Annotated in this window: 10 protein-coding genes; 6 read left to right on the top strand and 4 right to left on the bottom strand. The window is 34.4% G+C overall.

The window, feature by feature from the left end:
• Positions 1 to 96: 96 nt before the first annotated feature.
• On the bottom strand, positions 97 to 846 hold the full coding sequence (gene cysZ, locus Q5N69_RS07200) for a sulfate transporter CysZ (protein ID WP_304368188.1): 750 nt from the start codon (positions 844 to 846) through the stop codon (positions 97 to 99).
• 355 nt (positions 847 to 1,201) lie between these two features.
• Between cysZ and smc the strand changes: the two genes are divergently transcribed.
• The 3 genes from smc to ligA all read left to right on the top strand — a co-directional run bounded on the left by smc (position 1,202) and on the right by ligA (position 8,235).
• Complete coding sequence (gene smc, locus Q5N69_RS07195) at positions 1,202 to 4,735, top strand: chromosome segregation protein SMC (protein WP_304368187.1); 3,534 nt, start codon at positions 1,202 to 1,204, stop codon at positions 4,733 to 4,735.
• A gap of 8 nt (positions 4,736 to 4,743) precedes the next feature.
• On the top strand, positions 4,744 to 6,054 hold the full coding sequence (gene zipA, locus Q5N69_RS07190) for a cell division protein ZipA (RefSeq protein WP_304368186.1): 1,311 nt from the start codon (positions 4,744 to 4,746) through the stop codon (positions 6,052 to 6,054).
• Positions 6,055 to 6,174: 120 nt separating this feature from the next.
• The gene (gene ligA / locus Q5N69_RS07185) at positions 6,175 to 8,235 is read left to right on the top strand and encodes an NAD-dependent DNA ligase LigA (protein ID WP_304368185.1); all 2,061 of its coding nucleotides are present in this window, start codon (positions 6,175 to 6,177) and stop codon (positions 8,233 to 8,235) included.
• A 132-nt stretch (positions 8,236 to 8,367) separates the two neighbouring features.
• Here ligA and Q5N69_RS07180 read toward each other — a convergent pair whose 3' ends face one another.
• Positions 8,368 to 9,528: an OmpA family protein gene (locus tag Q5N69_RS07180; RefSeq protein ID WP_304368184.1), complete on the bottom strand. Its 1,161-nt coding sequence runs from the start codon at positions 9,526 to 9,528 to the stop codon at positions 8,368 to 8,370.
• A 238-nt stretch (positions 9,529 to 9,766) separates the two neighbouring features.
• Between Q5N69_RS07180 and Q5N69_RS07175 the strand changes: the two genes are divergently transcribed.
• Positions 9,767 to 11,443 (top strand): ABC transporter ATP-binding protein, encoded by a 1,677-nt coding sequence (locus Q5N69_RS07175; protein WP_304368183.1) that lies wholly within the window; start codon positions 9,767 to 9,769, stop codon positions 11,441 to 11,443.
• A gap of 67 nt (positions 11,444 to 11,510) precedes the next feature.
• Here the strand turns inward: Q5N69_RS07175 and Q5N69_RS07170 are convergent, their stop codons facing one another.
• A complete protein-coding gene (locus Q5N69_RS07170; RefSeq protein ID WP_304368182.1) occupies positions 11,511 to 11,951 on the bottom strand; it encodes a hypothetical protein in 441 nt (146 codons plus the stop codon).
• Positions 11,952 to 13,467: 1,516 nt separating this feature from the next.
• Here Q5N69_RS07170 and Q5N69_RS07165 point away from each other — a divergent pair.
• Complete coding sequence (locus tag Q5N69_RS07165) at positions 13,468 to 14,181, top strand: response regulator transcription factor (protein WP_304368181.1); 714 nt, start codon at positions 13,468 to 13,470, stop codon at positions 14,179 to 14,181.
• Complete coding sequence (locus tag Q5N69_RS07160; RefSeq protein ID WP_304368180.1) at positions 14,178 to 15,653, top strand: cell wall metabolism sensor histidine kinase WalK; 1,476 nt, start codon at positions 14,178 to 14,180, stop codon at positions 15,651 to 15,653. The genes Q5N69_RS07165 and Q5N69_RS07160 overlap by 4 nt, the downstream gene beginning before the upstream one ends.
• A 114-nt stretch (positions 15,654 to 15,767) precedes the next feature.
• Here the strand turns inward: Q5N69_RS07160 and fadE are convergent, their stop codons facing one another.
• Positions 15,768 to 18,188, bottom strand: coding sequence for an acyl-CoA dehydrogenase FadE (gene fadE, locus Q5N69_RS07155; protein WP_304368179.1), 2,421 nt, complete (start codon positions 18,186 to 18,188; stop codon positions 15,768 to 15,770).
• Between the last annotated feature and the right edge of the window lie 222 nt (positions 18,189 to 18,410).

The following is an 18,410-nucleotide window of genomic DNA, read 5'->3' as shown; positions in this document are numbered from 1 at the left end:
GTTTATAGCATGTTTAGTTTTTCGGATCGAGTGCGGATCTTTTAATTAAAGCCAACAAACTGTTAGCTTTAATTAAACATATCGTTATTTGATTACTTAGCGAATAAATGACTTTCTGTAGTGATCAACCCACAAGTTTGTTGCACCACAAATAGCAACCGGCATAACAATCAAATTCACCACAGGTAACATAGAAAAAATAGCCACGGTAAATCCAAAACCATAACTTAATCCTTGTTTTTCCTTTAGCGCATTCTTCATATCAGTGAAGGATATTTTATGGTTATCAAAAGGGAAATCTTTGTATTGTATTGCCATCATCCAAGCAACAAAGATAAACCATATAACTTGTCCTATAACAGGCAAGATAAACATAATTAATAAGAAACCTAAGGCTCTAGGTACGTAATAACAGAGTTTAGTCCACTCTCTACCTATTGTGCGTGGAATGTCTTTAATAATATCGCTAAATCCGCCATCAGGGCTTGGTTCACCCGTTAGCATAGCTTCTACCTTTTCAGATAATAAACCATTAAAAGGTGCGGCTAACCAGTTAGCAGCGGTGCTAAATATAAAAGAAAATAAAACTACAACGGCAATTAACACTAAAGGCCATAAAACGGTACTAAGCCAATCCAACCAGCTAGGTAACCACTGTGAGAAACTTGTCATGTAGTGATCTAACTGTAAGTACAGGTAATAAAAAGCCACACTAAATAAAACTAAGTTAATAAATAAAGGAATAAAAACGAAGCGTTTAATACCTTTTTTCTGGATCAGATCAAAACCTTTAAAAAAGTAGCCTGCGCCACTGGTATTTTGTGTTTGAGAAGTATTGTTTGTCATCTTGTAAAAATTTACCTAACGGGTTGATATTACAAAGCCGATTATATACTTAAAGAGTGCCATTATGCGAGTTTGAATAAGCGTTAGACTTCAATTGAAAATACGTAAAATTTTTTACTACTTGCACTATTGATTGAATGCCATTACCGCATTGAATTGTTACAAATCATAGCAACATCTGGTAAGGTTAGCCTTTATAGTAGGGCATTAGTATTAATACGAACACAGATTAACCAAGTGGTTGTTTATCATATTATTAATGCATAAAAATAAGCCTACAATCACACGCAAATCAATCAATTATTTTGAATTACCTAGGCGATGTTACATATGATTAAAAGGAGTTGTTTATAATATGCGATTAAAGCATATAAAACTGGCTGGCTTTAAATCTTTTGTTGACCCAACTAAAGTGCCTTTCGAGCAGCAGATGACGGCTATAGTTGGTCCTAATGGCTGTGGTAAATCTAATATTATAGATGCCGTACGTTGGGTTTTAGGTGAAAGTTCTGCCAAAAACTTGCGTGGCGATGCAATGACTGACGTTATATTTAATGGCGCAGCGAGTCGTAAGCCTATCGGGCAAGCAAGTGTTGAACTTGTATTTGATAATATAGATGGTCGTATTCAAGGTAATATGGCGGATCGAAATCAAATATCTATTCGTCGCTTAGTAAACCGAGAAAGCACCAATACTTATTTTTTGAATGGTACTAAATGCCGCAGGAGAGATATAACAGATATCTTTTTAGGTACAGGTTTGGGCCCGCGAAGTTATGCGATTATCGAACAAGGTACTATTTCTCGTCTTATTGAATCAAAACCTCATGAATTACGTATCTTTATTGAGGAAGCAGCAGGCATTTCTAAATATAAAGAGCGTCGTAAAGATACAGAAAATCGCATTCGACATACCCGCGAAAACTTAGCTCGATTAAACGATATTCGCTCAGAACTTAGCTTACAAATAGATAAACTGCACAAACAATCAGAAGCTGCTAAGCGTTTCAGAACGTTAAAATCTCAAGAGCGAAAATACAAAGCTGAAATATCGGTTTTGCGTTGGCAAGGTTTTGACCTGCAAAGTAAACAACAAGAAGAGCTCTATAATTTAGCAAAGGCTGAAATAGCTTCAATTGTTAAACTGCAAGATGAACAAAATATTGCTTTGTTTCAGGCAAAACAAAAAGTTGAGTTAGATAGCGAAAGCATTACTGGCTTGAATAATCGAAAATTACAGCTCACTAATCATATTGCTCGTACTGAACAAAATATTAAGCATTTAAAGCAGCAGAGCAGTAGTATTAATCAAAATAATGATATTACCCAACAGCAGCTATTAAACGCTCAAGCTTTATTAAAAACTGAACAAGAAAAACGTACGCAGTTAGATAAAAGCTTATCTATTACTTTACCCAAGTTGGCAGAAGTAGAAAAAGACCTTCTAGTACAAAAAAATGCATTAGAGGTTTTGTCTGTCCAGCAAAACGAAGCACAAGTTTTATGGAATACTTCATATCAAAAAGTAACCGAATTTAAAGAGAAGAACGCTGCCTTTATTAATAAAATTGAGTTAGAGCAACAAAAGCAATCTCAAGCTAAATCTCAAATAGCCGCGTTACATAATCAACTTACTTTATTAGATGAACAGCATCGTCAGAAAAATTCATTACATAGCACTGCCAATACTGAAACCAGTAGCGATATTGAAAAAACACTTAGGTTTAAAGTATCAGTTCAAAGGGAATTAAATGAGAAAATTCAAACAACTCAAAATGCTATTAATGAAAGCAAACAAAAATTAGCCAGTGATAAAGCCTCGTTAATTGCATTAAACAACAATATAACTGCAATTGAAGAGCAACTTACCAGCAAAGAAAGTTGGCAAATCCAACAACATGCAGCACTTGTTGATTTAGATTTAATAGATAAAAGTAGTGAAACTAACCATAAAATAAAAACCTTAGTAGAAGAGTTAAAAGTTGATGCTGGTTGGAAACAAGCCGTAGAAACTTTATTACTTAGTTGGACTCAGGCAGAAATTGTAGGTTCTGTTGTTGATTCTATTTCTGCGCTTAAAAACCTTGATACGGCATTATTTATTGAGTCAGGCGAAAAGAGCTTAACCAGTAGAATCTCCGTAGATGTTAAACAAGGGAGTATTGCAGAAAAAATTCAAAACCTACCTATCGCTTTATCTTTTTTAAATAGGGTTTATATCGCTGCTAATATTGAACAAGCGCAAAACTTATTACCTAAGCTTAACAACGATGAATCCATTATTTGTGCAGATACAACATGGTTAGGTCATGGCTTTGTGCGTAAAGGAAGTATTGAGACAACACCTAATTATTTATTGTTACATGATAAAAAAGAACAACTCATTCTCTCTATTAATCGCTTAGAAGAATTAGTTCAAAGTCATGAAGCGGGTTTGATCAAACAAGAGCAATTATTAAATCAATTATTCACTGAACAAAATCAACTAACAGATCAAGTTAAAACAATTGAGTTATCTTTTCAAAATGCAAAACAAGCAGAAGCATTAGCTGAACAAAATAAGCAGTTTTATTTAACTCAAAAAGAAAAAATTAACGGTGATATTGAACAACATAAATTACAACTAATCGCCTTTGATAATCATGTTAAGCAACTGATTACTGAGCGTGATCAAGTTGTAACCCCAACAGATATCGATTTTGAACAATTAAAACAACAACAAGAGCATCTTGCTCTGCAACTTAAACTCGCTCAAAAGCAAGTAAACGATTTAGCTGAGCAACGCCATAAAATTGCGATAAATGTTGAACAGTTTAAGAATGAAAAAGAGCAAAGCCAGCAAAGTATTCAAAGTGTTCAAAAAACTATAGAGCGTTTATTAGAACAGCAAATGTCTAATCAGCATGTTATTGATAATAGCTTAGAACCATTGAAACTTGATGAAGAAAAGTTGGTACAATGGCTTAAAGAAATGTCTGAAATTGATAATGATATAAATAAGTTACAACTTAATATTTCACAAGCTCAGTTAGACGTAAAAACTTTAGAACTTGAACATAAACACAATCAAGATAAAATCTCTGCATTGAGAGAGAAATCAGCTAAGCATCATCTTGATTATGAAAGCTGTAAATTACGTGCAGAATCATCTTTAGACTTACTCAAAGAAACCCAACAATCTTTTGATGAAATTCTAAATAATATGCCCAAAAATGCGAAAGAAGGTATTTGGCAAGCGCATATTATTCGATTATCTAAAGATATAGAGCGATTGGGGGCGATTAATTTAGCCGCTATAGATGAGTATGAAACGCAATTAACACGCAAAGAGTACTTAGACACACAAAATAACGATTTAATGTTAGCAATTAGTACATTAGAAGCTGCCATTGAAAAAATTGATAAAGAAAGTCGACAGAAATTTAAAAATACATTTGAACAGGTGAACAAAGACTTGAAAAGCCTATTCCCTAAGGTGTTTGGAGGGGGAAGGGCATATTTAGAGTTAACAGGTACTGATATGTTAGATACAGGGGTTACCATAATGGCGCAACCACCTGGTAAAAAAAACAGTACTATTCATCTATTATCTGGTGGTGAAAAAGCGCTGACCGCATTATCATTAGTATTTGCTATTTTCAGATTGAATCCAGCACCTTTTTGTATGTTGGATGAAGTTGACGCACCGTTAGATGATGCTAACGTTAGCCGATTTTGTAATTTGGTTCGAGAAATGTCTCGTACTGTTCAGTTTATTTATATAAGTCATAATAAAATAGCTATGGAAATGGCGTCTCATTTAACAGGCGTAACTATGTTTGAACCAGGTGTTTCAAAAATGGTTGCGGTTGATATTGAAGAAGCTGTTGCTATGGCCGAAATAGTGTAGGTTGAGAAATGGAAGGCGATTTTAGAAATACCCTGATAATCATAAGTGCTGTAATCATTGCAGTAATATTTATTCACGGTTTTATTACTATTAGAAGAAATAAAAATCCGTACAAGCTAAAAGCTACGAATGAGAAAATTGAGCCTATTGAACGTGGGTTTGATGGATCTGGTTTTGATCAAGACGGTGTAAGTAAACCTCGAGTTGTTGGTGATAAACCTGCTTCACCTGCGAGTAGAAGAACACCTGAAAAAACGCCTCTGAAGAAGCCTAATAAAATTGACCCGAGCTTCCCTTCATTTTTTGACTCTGAGCAGTCAGAAAACGCAGACACTCACTCATCAAAAACAACGGCAAAAGTGAGTAGTGAAGAAATAGTTAATGATGAATTTGAATATGATGTAAGTGAAGTTCAAAACATAAAGACTTCATCAGTACATCAAAATAAAGCGACAAACACTGACATTAGTCTAACTGATTCAGGTGCCAAACAGGTAAAATCAAACATTGATGATGTCTCTATTGACGTTGGAGATGATATTGAAGATTTCGATTATGGCGTATCGGACGACTCAGATTTATTTGCCATAAATCAAGAAGTCGTTGAAGAAGTTAAAAAGCCAGAAGTTATTCAAAAGCCTTTATACGAAACACCGATCACTCAGCCTAAGCCAGAACGAGAAAAAATTACAGCAGCAGCTTCTGCTCTTAAGGCTAAAAAGACATCAAACATTACTAAAAAAGAAGCGATTAAACGTAACCAAATTGAATTGAATTTTGGTGATCCTATCGACACATCTAATATGCCTTCAATGTCAGCGATAGATGAAACAAGTAAAATTGAAAAGCAGAAGAAACTTGAACCTCTTGAACCTGAGGTTTTAGTTATTTCGATTGTTATGCCTGAAGGTCAAGTTATTTCAGGTGCTGAGCTTTTACCAACCTTATTAACTTTAGGTTTACGCTACGGTGATATGGATATTTTTCATCGCCATCAAGACAGCGCAGGAAATGGTAAAGTTACTTTCAGCTTAGCTAATATTATGAACCCTGGTACTTTTGATTTAGACGCTTTAGAAAATTTCACAACGTGTGGTTTAACTTTCTTTATGACATTACCTAATGCTGGCGATGCGTTTGAAGTTTTTGGACACATGATTGGTGCAGCTAAACAAATATCAGTAGAGTTTGGTGCTCAACTACTCGATGACAAACGTAGTGTAATGACAAAACAAACAGAGCAACATTACATAAGTAAAATCAGAGAATTCGAAAGAAAAAATCGTATTGCTGTTTCTGAGTTGAATTCTAGAAGCTAATACGAAAAACAGTTATTTATTGGGCTCTATGCTTTACACTTCCAAGATATTATTTATGGAACCGTAAAGTTTTATAGAGCCTTTTTTATTTTTTAATATTGAGTAATCGTCGTTATCATTATGTCAAATAATCAGCTAGCCATTCGTGTAGATGAACTACACACCTTAATCAATAAATATAACAATCAATATTATGTATTAGATGAGCCTAGTGTTCCTGATGCAGAATACGATAGATTAATGAAAGAGCTAATCTCGATTGAGACAGAACATCCTCAACTAAAAAAAGTAGATTCTCCTAGCCAAAAAGTGGGGGGAGCAGCTCTTAAAGTCTTTACACAAGTTACTCATCAAATACCTATGTTGTCCCTTGATAACGTGTTTTCTCAAGACGAATGGAATGGTTTTGTAAAACGGCTACATGATCGACTTGGAACAGCAGATGATTTGAAAATTTGTGCTGAGCCTAAGCTTGATGGTTTGGCAGTGAGTTTACGCTACGAAAAAGGTATTTTAGTTCAAGCGGCTACTCGAGGTGATGGTGCTACAGGTGAAAACATCACTGAAAATGTAAGAACCATTAAATGTATTCCATTACGCTTAAATGGTGATAACTATCCAGATATTATTGAAGTTCGTGGCGAAGTTTTCATGCCAAAAGCAAGCTTTGAAAAGCTTAATGAAAATGCCATTAAGAAAGGTGAAAAAACTTTCGCTAATCCAAGAAATGCAGCAGCAGGGAGCTTAAGGCAACTCGATTCAAAAATTACTTCGCAACGTAACTTAGCCTTTTACGCATACGGTTTAGGTTTTGTAGGAAATTTTGTTGATGAGCAAGCGGTGGAAAATACCCACTGGTTATCTAACTCTCATCACCAACGCTTATGCCAAGTTAAGGCATTAGGTTTACCTATGTGCCCTGAAGTGAGATTGCTTGAAAATACCAACGAATGTGAGAACTTCTATCAAGATATTTTAAATAGCCGATCTGATTTATCTTATGAAATTGACGGTACAGTACTTAAAGTGGACGATATTTCACTTCAGCAGAAATTAGGTTTTGTTGCTAAAGCCCCACGCTGGGCGATGGCATATAAATTTCCAGCTCAAGAAGAATTAACGGTATTAGAAGACGTTGAATTCCAAGTAGGTAGAACAGGCGCAATAACACCTGTAGCACGCTTAAAACCAGTATTTGTTGGCGGTGTAACAGTAAGTAATGCTACTTTGCACAATCAAGATGAAATAGACCGTTTAGGTATTAAAATAAACGATACTGTTATTATTAGAAGAGCAGGCGATGTTATACCTCAAATTGTTAGTGTTGTTCTTGATAAACGTCCAGAGAATGCGAAAGTTATTGAGTTTCCTAGTACATGTCCAGTATGTGATTCATCAGTATTTAAAGCTGAAGGTGAAGCTGTTTTACGATGTACAGGCGGACTATTTTGTGGAGCACAACGCAAAGAAGCTATAAAGCACTTTGCATCTAGAAAAGCTATTGATATAGACGGTTTGGGCGATAAGCTAGTTGAGCAGTTAGTTGATGAGAAGCTTATTGCGACAGCGGCTGATTTATTCAGATTAACTGAGTTAAGCGTTAGTACCCTTGAGCGCATGGGACAAAAGTCTGCTGCTAAGTTAATTGCAGGCATGGAAAAAGCCAGACACACAACACTGCCTAAATTTATCTATTCATTAGGTATTAGAGAGGTAGGTGAAACCACAGCAAATAACTTATCTCATCACTTTTTAACTTTTGATGCTTTGAAGAATGCTGATGAAGAAGCTTTACAACAAGTGCCAGATGTTGGTGTTATTGTTGCGAAAAATATACTTGAGTTTTTTAAACAAGAACATAATATTGAAGTGGTTTCAGACTTAACCTCTTTTATGAGTTGGCCTGAAATAAAAACTTTAGCCGCCGATGAGCAACCGTTATTAAATAAAACTTTTGTTTTAACGGGCACCTTAAGTCAAATGGGGCGTAATGAAGCTAAAGCCGCTTTACAGTCTTTAGGTGCTAAAGTTTCAGGCAGTGTTTCTGCTAAAACTGATTATTTAGTCGCTGGCGAAAAAGCAGGTTCTAAATTAACTAAAGCACAAGATCTTGGTGTTGCAGTGCTAACAGAAGATGAAATGATTGACTTACTTAAAGAGAATAACATTACTGATCTTTAAGTTTAAGATGTAAATTTCAGACGAAAAAAAGGCTAAAATAACATGTTATTTTAGCCTTTTTTAATGTCTATTCGTAAAGTGTAATTATCTGGACATAAAATATTAAAACCTTATGTCCTTTATAATTTACTCTTAACGTCTAACTGGAGTTTTCTTGTCTACACTAATGTTTGCAACAATTCTGCGGTTTTCAATGTTAGCAGCTCTAGTGTTAGCTGTGTTTAATAAACGTTCTTCACCGTATCCAACTGCTGTTAATCTATCAGCATCAATACCGTATTCACTTGTTAATAAATTTACTACTGAATCAGCACGTAGTTGAGATAAAACTTTGTTTAATGAATCATCACCAGGAGCTGAAGCGTGACCTTCAATAACAACATTTACAGATTCGTATGTTTTTAAGAAATCAGCAACTTCTTTAACTTTATCAAAATACTTAGGCTTGATAACCGCATTGTTATTATCAAAGTTAATTAGAAGGTTCATTGAAACTTCATCTTCCATGTATAAAGTGCAACCAGTAGCGTCTACTTTAAATTCCATTGGAGAGTCTTTACATTGATCAGTAGCGTCAGCAACACCATCTTTATCTGCATCAGACATAGAAACAGCACAACCTGTAGCGTCTACTTTAGCATTCACTGGTGTGTTAGCACATAAATCGTTAGCATCTGTAACGCCATCTTTATCTGTATCGATCATCGTTGGAGACTTAGTCGCTGCAGCTGCTGGAGTTGATTTAGCATCGCCAAAGAAGTAAGTAAAACCAATTTGAGCTGATATATCATCATAGTACTCATCGAACTGGTAATGTGCTTTAGTTTCAAAGTATACCGCTGTTTTTTCGCTTAAGTAATGTCTGTAACCTAAACCTAAGTTAGCAGATAATTCAGACTCAACAATATCAAGTTCACTAAAACCAGCTACTAAATAGAAGTTTTGTTCTGTAGGGAAGTATAAAACATCCAAAGCGATGCTAGATGAATCTGGTTCATCAAAACCTCTTTTTGTAGAGTCTAGGTTTATGTGGGTATAACCTAATCTTAATTCTGTTGTAGTACTTAAGCGGTAACCTAACTCACCACCAAAACCATCACCATTATTAATTTCAGATGCAGGATCGCTTGTTAATAAACGTCCGTTGTCTGTATGAATATGGTAAAGATGAATACCCGCGTAAGCTGTTCCAACTAGGTCTTCTGCTTTTGGTTGTTCAGCTAAAGCACTTGTAGATATAAATAAAGATGAAATTGCTACTGCAACAGCATTACGTAGAATTGATGTTTTCATGTTTTGTTTCTCTATTAAAATAATTGTGTGGATTGTAGCTAAAATTCTTCCTGTTAACAATATATTTACATTTAAAAGTTCATATTTAAATGTAAATTTGTATGAGTAGCTCGAATTTCTTCATTCTTAAGGTAAAATGTTTATAGCACTAAATAGTGATATTATAGTTAATATATTTATTGAGTTATCTGCGTTAAATCAAATAACTTGTCTAAACAAAATAGCAATAGGGACTTTTTTGAAAACTAATACAAATAAGATGAACTTTTTTTATTTTTTCTCTTTTCTAAAGCAATATAAGAAGGGGGTACTCGTTGTTATTTTTTTGATGGTACTGGAAAGCTTGGTTAGTTTAAGTGTGCCTTGGTTTGCTGGAAAGTTTTCAAAGAGTGTTTTAGAAAACCAAACATTTTTCGATTTTGGCTATAAATGGTTAGCCCTGATTTGGTTATCTTTATTTATTCTTCAGGCTATTTTACGATTCTTCTCCACTTATAAAATTAACTTTATTGGTGCACAAATCTTAACTCAGTTGAGTTGTCGCTTATATGATCATATCCAACTACTCCCTGTTAAATATTTTAATAATAATAAAAAGGGCGAAACACTTGCTTTGCTTAGCAATGATGTAAGTATTATTAGTTATTTCCTCTCAGGAGTTATCACTAGCTTAGTACCATCGTTATTAATATTAACGGGCTCTTTAGTGTTAATGGCTTCAATCAGTTTAACGATTACTATGATCATTATTTGCATGGTGCCAGCGTTTTTCATTTTATTGAAAGTTTTGGGTAAGGGAATTAAGCCATTAACTGAAGATATTGTGCAAGGGCAAGCAACTTCCGTCGCTATTGCGAGTGAGAACTTTGGTGTAATTAAATTAGTAAAAGCCTTCTCTAGAGAGAATGTTGAATCAAATCGTTTTAAAAACAATGCGTATAAAATCCAAGAACTTCGTCGAAAACAACTGAAAATACAAGCTATTTTATCACCTTTAATTCAACTGTTAGTAACATCTGGCGTGTTGATGGTAGTTGTAGTGAGTGCTATACATTATCAAACAGGTAAGTTATCAATGCCTGACTTAATTACTTTGTTAATGTACGGTTTATTATTTGCTAGACCAATGAGTGCTTTAGCTAATTTGTATGGTCAGGTTCAGCAAGCCTTAGGTGCTTCAAAGAGATTAATTAACGTATTTAATATGTCGCCTGAACCTATCGATAATGCAGAAGGTCAGCAAAATATTTCAGGTAATATGATTTCCTTTAAAAATATCAGCTTTAGCTATAACTCAAACGATATTTTACTTAATAATGTAAATATAGATATTAAAGCCGGTGAAACCTTAGTTATTATTGGCCAAAATGGTAAGGGGAAAACAACCGTTTTACACTTATTAATGCGTTTTATAGAGCCTTCTACTGGAGTTATTACTATTGGCGATACTAATATTAATGAGATAAATTTATCGGTATTAAGGAAGTACATAGGTTTTGTTTCACAAGATATTGCTTTATGCGATGGCACGATAATGGACAATATTGCCTATGGTTACCCGCAAGCTACAAAAGAAGAAATTAAAACTGTAGCTATTAAAGCTGGAGCCCACGAATTTATTAATGAACTCGAATTGGGGTACAAAACGCAAGTAGGTGAAAATGGTGTTTTACTTTCAGGTGGACAACGTCAACGATTATCTTTAGCCAGAGCATTGCTGGCTAAGCCATCAATATTATTGCTTGATGAACCTACCTCTATGATAGACAAAGAAGGTAAACAAGATTTTAATTCTCAACTTGCCACGTTGCTAAAAGACCAAACAGTTATCATTGTCACTCATGAGAAACATTTAGCTGAGATAGCTGATCGAATTGTAACTATTGATAATGGAAAACTAGTTGAGGTTAATTAACAATTAGCCAACTTGAACTCAGGTTATTTAACTCAAGTTATATTGTAAAAGGGCTGTTCGGTTTTATTTACCAAAGCCCTTTAAACCAAGTCCAAATGCCAAAAGAAAATCCAGGTAATAAATCTATTCCTAGTGCTGACTTAATTAAATACAGCACAAGTAAGCCAAGTGCAGCACAAAACATTAAGAATAGTGATGAAAATACAGCTGAAGTTACTAACGATAAGCGTTTTTCTTGGCGTGATAATTCACGATGATTTCGTCCAACAAGCAATACATAATAAAATCGCCATCGATAAAATGGAATTTTAAAGGTACCACGTTTATCAACAGCATGATTTCCCCAACTTCTTGAGCCAATAGCCGTCATTAGGTTTGTAAGCTGCTCATCATCAAAACTTTCAGCAACACTTTTAGGCATACGGGATAATAAGTTTTTTATAACAGGATCGTTTTTGACACTGCGTTGGGGCGTATTTGATTGGGTATTATCTGATGATGTTTTCAATGCCGTTCCTTGATTTTAAACGCTTACTATTGATGTAGAGTTAAGTTTTTATCTAAATAAATAACATGTATAAATAAGTTAGTATTGGAAAAGGGATGAGTAAAGTAAAAATAAAGGCTTCGCACCATTCAATCGTTCGATAAAAATTATACCAACCACGCGATTTTGCTTTTTTAGAGGGTAAGTTTTTAAAGAAAAAAATGAATGAAGCTAAAACCAACATCTGCAAAGCAAAAAATACGATAAACAGAGCTAACCAAACAAGCGGTGTAGGTGTAGATAGCTCTATTTGATTTTGAAGTATAAGAAAAAGGATAAAACTAAATAAGCTCCATTGTAATAATCGCCAGCGTTTATTCCAAAAAATAGTAGCTGCTTGATTAAAAATGTGGGGCGTTAACAAATACTTCATAGACTGTTTTAGTGATTACCTTATCGCTTTATATAAAATTTTGATAAAGCTAGTATAGCTAAATTCTTCTTTAAGATGCAGTTTTCATTCACTATTATTTTGTTCTTATTTTTTGTAAATCAGTTGTTATATTAGAAGGTTTTCCTAGTCTCTCTTATTAAGAACATTTGTTAAAAAGACCAATGAATAATACTTAACCTCAACTCGGGTTAATGGATTTAATAACTCATTAATTTATTAAACTATCTTTTAGCTTTATCAAGATTAAGAACATAAAAGGCCTTAATTCTCTCTCAATGATGAAATTTATGTGATTATCAAGGCATTTTTATAAAGCAATAGCTGGCTATTGGGTGTAAAAATACGGTTTTTTATTTCTGATAAAAACCAAGTGCCTGCATCCATGCAGGCACTGTAGATAGGCGCTTAAATAGCATTATTGAGTAAAATAGCTTAGCCCGAGCTGAGGTTACTTAGTACCTTTTTCACTGGTTATCTCCATTTTAGTCATAATATTTTTTGACATGAATTGTGAAGGTTTTGTGATAGTTCCGTGATGCTAACGAGATTGTTTTCTTTCATAATTATTTTCTAGATGTTAATAACCAAATAAAAATTGCTAAGTTATTCGTTACTATATTTGGCCTAATCTCAGGATAAAGGTCTTTGTAAATTATTTATAATGACTTCCCCATAAGTAATGTTAGTTTAACTTATCTAAATGATTTTATAGCAACTAGTAATACAGACTCTTGAATTTGTATTGATAATTTAAGATTTTTAATCTGTTAAATTATGTAGATCAATATATTACAACCTTGAGGAGTTTGCATTTAAATCAAATTATTTTGTTTTTTACGAAAGTATTTCTTCATTAACTGGTTCATATGACTCAGGTACCGAGAATAATAGTGATCTTATGTCGATGACTCCGACTTCTTCTGCAGAGAATAAAGAGTCACATAACATTAAGAATAAGGTTGAATAGAGTGCAATGCATTGGTTCATTCAACATAAGTTGACTATTACACGGGTTATAATAGCGCTAAAGAAAAACTGCGAATGATGAGTAGATTTTCTTATTAATGATCGAAGGATTACCAAATGGATAACATTTTGGTTGTTGAAGACGAACAAGATATAGCCGATTTAATTAAATTAAATTTAGAAGAATTATCATTAGATGTTACACACAGTTTAACTGGGGAAGGGGCTTTGGAGCTAACATCAAGTAACAATTACGATGTGATACTCCTTGATGTAATGTTACCTGGTATTTCAGGATTAGATGTTTGCCGACAACTACGCGAGAGAAAACCTGAACAAGCTATTTTAATGGTTACATCGCGAGACTCTGAAATTGATAGAGTATTAGGTTTAGAATTGGGCGCTGATGATTACATGACAAAACCCTTTAGCGTAAGGGAGTTACAAGCAAGAGTTAGAAGTTTATTAAGAAGGGCTCATTTATTAAGTAACGCACAACAAGCGGTTGAACCTGATGAATGTTTAAAAGTTGGGAATTTACAAATAGATCATCTTTCACATAAAACAACATTAGCAGGAAAAGATTTAGATTTAACCTCAACAGAGTACGATTTACTTTTATATTTAGCATCTCACCCAGAACAAGTATTTTCTCGTTCTCAGTTATTAAGTTCTGTTTGGGGATATCATCATAGTGGATATGAACATACGGTAAATTCACATATTAACCGTTTAAGAAGTAAAATTGAAAAAGATGCGACTAATCCTGAAATTGTACAAACAGTATGGGGGGTTGGTTATAAGTTTTGTAAACAAGGCGTAAGTGCATGAAGTTATCATTATATCAACGGCTTTCATTATCATTATTTGGCGTATTTATCGCTATTGTTTGTGTGTTTTATTTTTGGTCTCAAGAGGTTGAAAAGAATACACGTTATGAATCAGAACAGCAGTTACATCTATCGTTAGCTGCAAATCTGGCTAGAGATAACCCTTTGTTACAACAAGGGGTATATGATTACGCAGCTCTTAAAAACCTGTTTCATACTTTAATGATTTTAGGCCCTGCTTTTGAATTCTATTTTCTTGATCCACAAGGAAATTTGTTAACACACTCTATCGACAGTTCACTGATAAAAAGGAAGAAAGTTGATTTAATTCCTTTAATCCAGTTAACAAAAAATCAAGTAAGCCTTCCTGTTTACGGTGATGATCCTAAACATTCATCACGTAAGAAAGTGTTTTCTGCATCTCCCGTATTTAACGGAACGCAACTGCAAGGTTATTTGTATGTCATTGTAGCAGGAGAGCAATATGAATCTGCTTATACTAAACAACAAGAGAATAGTCAGATGGAACTTTCTTTAGTATTTTTTGTAGTGGCGTTACTGTTTTTATTTATGATCATGTTGGGTTTGTTTAGATATTTTACTAATCCTTTACGAAATTTAATTGTTGATATAAATGCTTTGAAATCAGTTAATTTTGACCGTTCTCAAGTGCAACTTCATTCATGGATGGATAACAGCCAAAACGAGGTTCATCAGCTAGGAACTGTATTTCATGAGATGGTTGAACAAATAAACGATCAAATTGAAAAGCTTAAACAAACTGATATTCACCGTAGAGAGCTTCTAGCCGACATTTCTCACGATTTAAGAACGCCTCTTGCTTCATTACAAGGTTATATGGAAACCATTGCCATTAAAGGTGATTCGATAGATGAAGAAGCTCGTGGAAAGTTTATGCAAACAGCGCTTAAAAACTCAAATCAATTAAAAATGTTAATTGACCAAATATTTGAGCTAGCGCATTTAGAAGGTGGACAAGTTTCAATTAATTTAGAAAGCTTTAATTTAACCGAGCTTTTGTATGACGTGACGGCTAAGTTTCAACTTAAAGCTGATGCGTTGAATATTAGTATCAGTATTGTTCCAGAATTTTCATCTATTCAGGTTTACAGTGATATCGGTAAACTAGAAAGGGTATTAAGTAACTTAATTGATAATGCATTACGTCATACACCTGAGGGTGGAAGTATCCAATTAGAGATTTCAGAGGTAAATAATGACCAATGTTATTTAGTTGTTAAAGATAATGGAACAGGCATAAAAGCTGAAGAAATAGCCTATATTTTTGATGCACGTTATCGTGCGAGTAATGCTATTCAAAGTGAAAACAAACATGCGGGCTTAGGCTTGGCAATTACTAAAAAGTTATTAGAGTTACTGAAGTGTGAAATAAGAGTACAAAGCCAATTAGGTCAAGGTACATCTTTTAGCTTGAATTTAAAAACCCATTAATAATTTTGATAGTTGAGGTAGGTGAGCCAGGGGTTTTATTGGTTCACTTTTTGTTAGAGATAAACAAAGTGATTGTTCTTTGTTTATCTCTATTTTTTTAAGTGAGTTCTGATATTAACTCTTTGAACTTAAGTCTTCAGAATCAAAATCATCAACATCTATCGCTGTTTTGCGTCCTATCTCCGTTTTACAAAGTAAGTCAGCTTCTTCTTGAGTAATAATACCCGCAGCTAAAGCTTCTTCAGCCACTAAGTTTAACTTATAGAATGGTAGATACTTACCTAAACCTTTACATGCTTTAGTGTAAATAGGTTCACAAGCAACAATATCTTCTAAGGTTTCTTCTAGTTGCCCCATTGGGAAAGAAGGATCACGTTTCAAATATTGCCACTTACCAATTCTATCTCTCGTTTCACTAGGTGTTTGTAATATTTCAGCTACTTTTTGATCGGTAGTATCTGAAGGTTTTTGTAACCATGTACCTAATGGGAATATGGTGAACCTTAAAAATAACGCAACACCTTTATTAGGGAAGTTAGAAATAAGATCATCTATCGCTTCTTGAATTTTATATAAGCTGTCTTCTAATGCCCATTGAACGAGAGGGAAGTCTTCAATTTGACGACCTTCATCATTATAGCGTTTGAGGGTTGCAGCCGATAAATATAAGTAGCTAAGTACATCGCCCAAACGTGCCGATATACGTTCTTTTCTTTTCAGTTCGCCACCTAATGTCGCCATTGAAATATCTGACAACATAGCAAGGTTTGAACTAAATCTATTGAGTAGTTGGTAATAACGAGTTGTTTGATCGCTAAAAGGTGTTTTTTGTAAACGTGAACCTGTAAATGAAAACCATAAACTACGACAAATATTACTAATAGAAAATCCAATATGACCAAATAATGCATGATCAAAATCGTCTAATGCTTCTTTAGCATCTTCATTTTTAGCTGCAGCTATTTCGGCTAAAACGTATGGATGACAACGAATAGCACCTTGACCATAAATGATCATACTACGCGTTAAAATGTTGGCACCTTCTACTGTTATTGCGATAGGGGCACCTTGGTAGTTTCTGGCTACGTAATTACCTTTACCCATACAAATACCTTTGCCACCATGAATATCCATAGAGTCTGAAACACACTGTCTCATTTTCTCGGTTAAATGATATTTAGCAATAGCAGAAATAACTGAAGGCTTTTCACCTAAGTCAATCGCACCGGTAGACATAGTCGTTACAGCATCCATTAAATAGGCGTTACCACCGATACGTGCCAATGGTTCTTGAACTCCTTCCATTTTACCAATAGATAATTTGAATTGACGTCTAATTCTTGCATACGCACCTGTCGCTAGCGCAAGTGATTTAACACCACCTGTACTATTAGACGGTAAAGTAATAGCTCGACCAACTGATAAACATTCAACTAACATTCTCCAGCCTTGGCCAGCCATTTCAGCACCACCAATAATAAAGTCTAAAGGAACAAATACTTCATTACCTTGCGTAGGCCCGTTTTGAAAAGGAATATTTAATGGAAAGTGACGACGACCCGAAATAACACCTTCTATATCGGTAGGAATAAGAGCACAAGTGATGCCGTAGTCATCTTTGTCACCAATTAAATGGTCAGGGTCTCTTAATTTGAAGGCTAAACCTAATACTGTCGCTACAGGTGCTAAAGTAATATAACGTTTGTCCCAGGTTAGTTTCATACCGAGTACTTCTTTACCTTCAAACTCACCTTTACATACAACGCCAAAGTCAGGAATTGAACTGGCATCTGAACCAGCTTCAGGGCTTGTTAAAGCAAAACAAGGTATTTCCTCACCGGTTGCTAAGCGAGGAAGGTAGTAATTCTTTTGTTCTTCTGTTCCATAGTGTTGTAATAATTCAGCAGGGCCTAAAGAGTTAGGAACACCTACCGTGCTTGCTAGAACTGAACTTACAGATGAAAGCTTTTGCAATACTCTAGATTGTGCGAAAGCACTGAAATCTAAACCACCAAATTCTTTTTTAATGATCATAGCGAAGAATTTTTTGTCTTTCAGGTATTGCCATACTTCTGGTGAAAGGTCGGCAAGTTCATGAGTAACCTCCCAATCATTTGTCATGGCACATACTTCTTCAACAGGACCATTTAAGAAGGCAAGTTCTTCGGCACTTAAACGCGGTTTAGGATAATTATGTAATTTATTCCAGTTAGGATTACCTTTAAATAATTCAGCCTCAAACCATGTGGTACCAGCATCGATAGCTTCTTGTTCAGTCGTCGACATATCTGGCATTATACTTCTAAATATCTTAAGCAAAGGAGCGCTAATATATTCTTTTCTTACACTAGATACATTGAGGGGGATCGCAATAATTGCGAAAATAAACCAACCAATAAAACTAACAATGTCTAAAAATGTTCCAACCGCCATTAAAGTAATAAATGCTAAGCTGAAGGTTGAAAGCGAAGCTCTGTTGTAGGCCATAAATATACAAAGTGCTATGGCGATAACAAACCAAGTGAAAAATTCCATACAATCTCCCCGAATTTATTATGTGTTCTCCAAAGAGGTAAACATAATAGATAGTGTGTAAAACGATTTAAGATAATAGTATTTATATCAATTAAAGTCGCGATAAATTAATAAATAACAACATGATTATTATAGAATAATATTACGCATCAGCATGTTATTATGACGTGCTTATATTTTGCGAGGCAATTACTTTATAATTTATCTGTTTAGCTGATAAGT

It is taken from the genome of Pseudocolwellia sp. AS88, from assembly GCF_030551755.1.
GTDB lineage: Bacteria > Pseudomonadota > Gammaproteobacteria > Enterobacterales > Alteromonadaceae > Pseudocolwellia.
The sequence above is the reverse complement of the archived record's forward strand: the minus strand, read 5'-3'. Positions and strand labels throughout refer to the sequence as shown.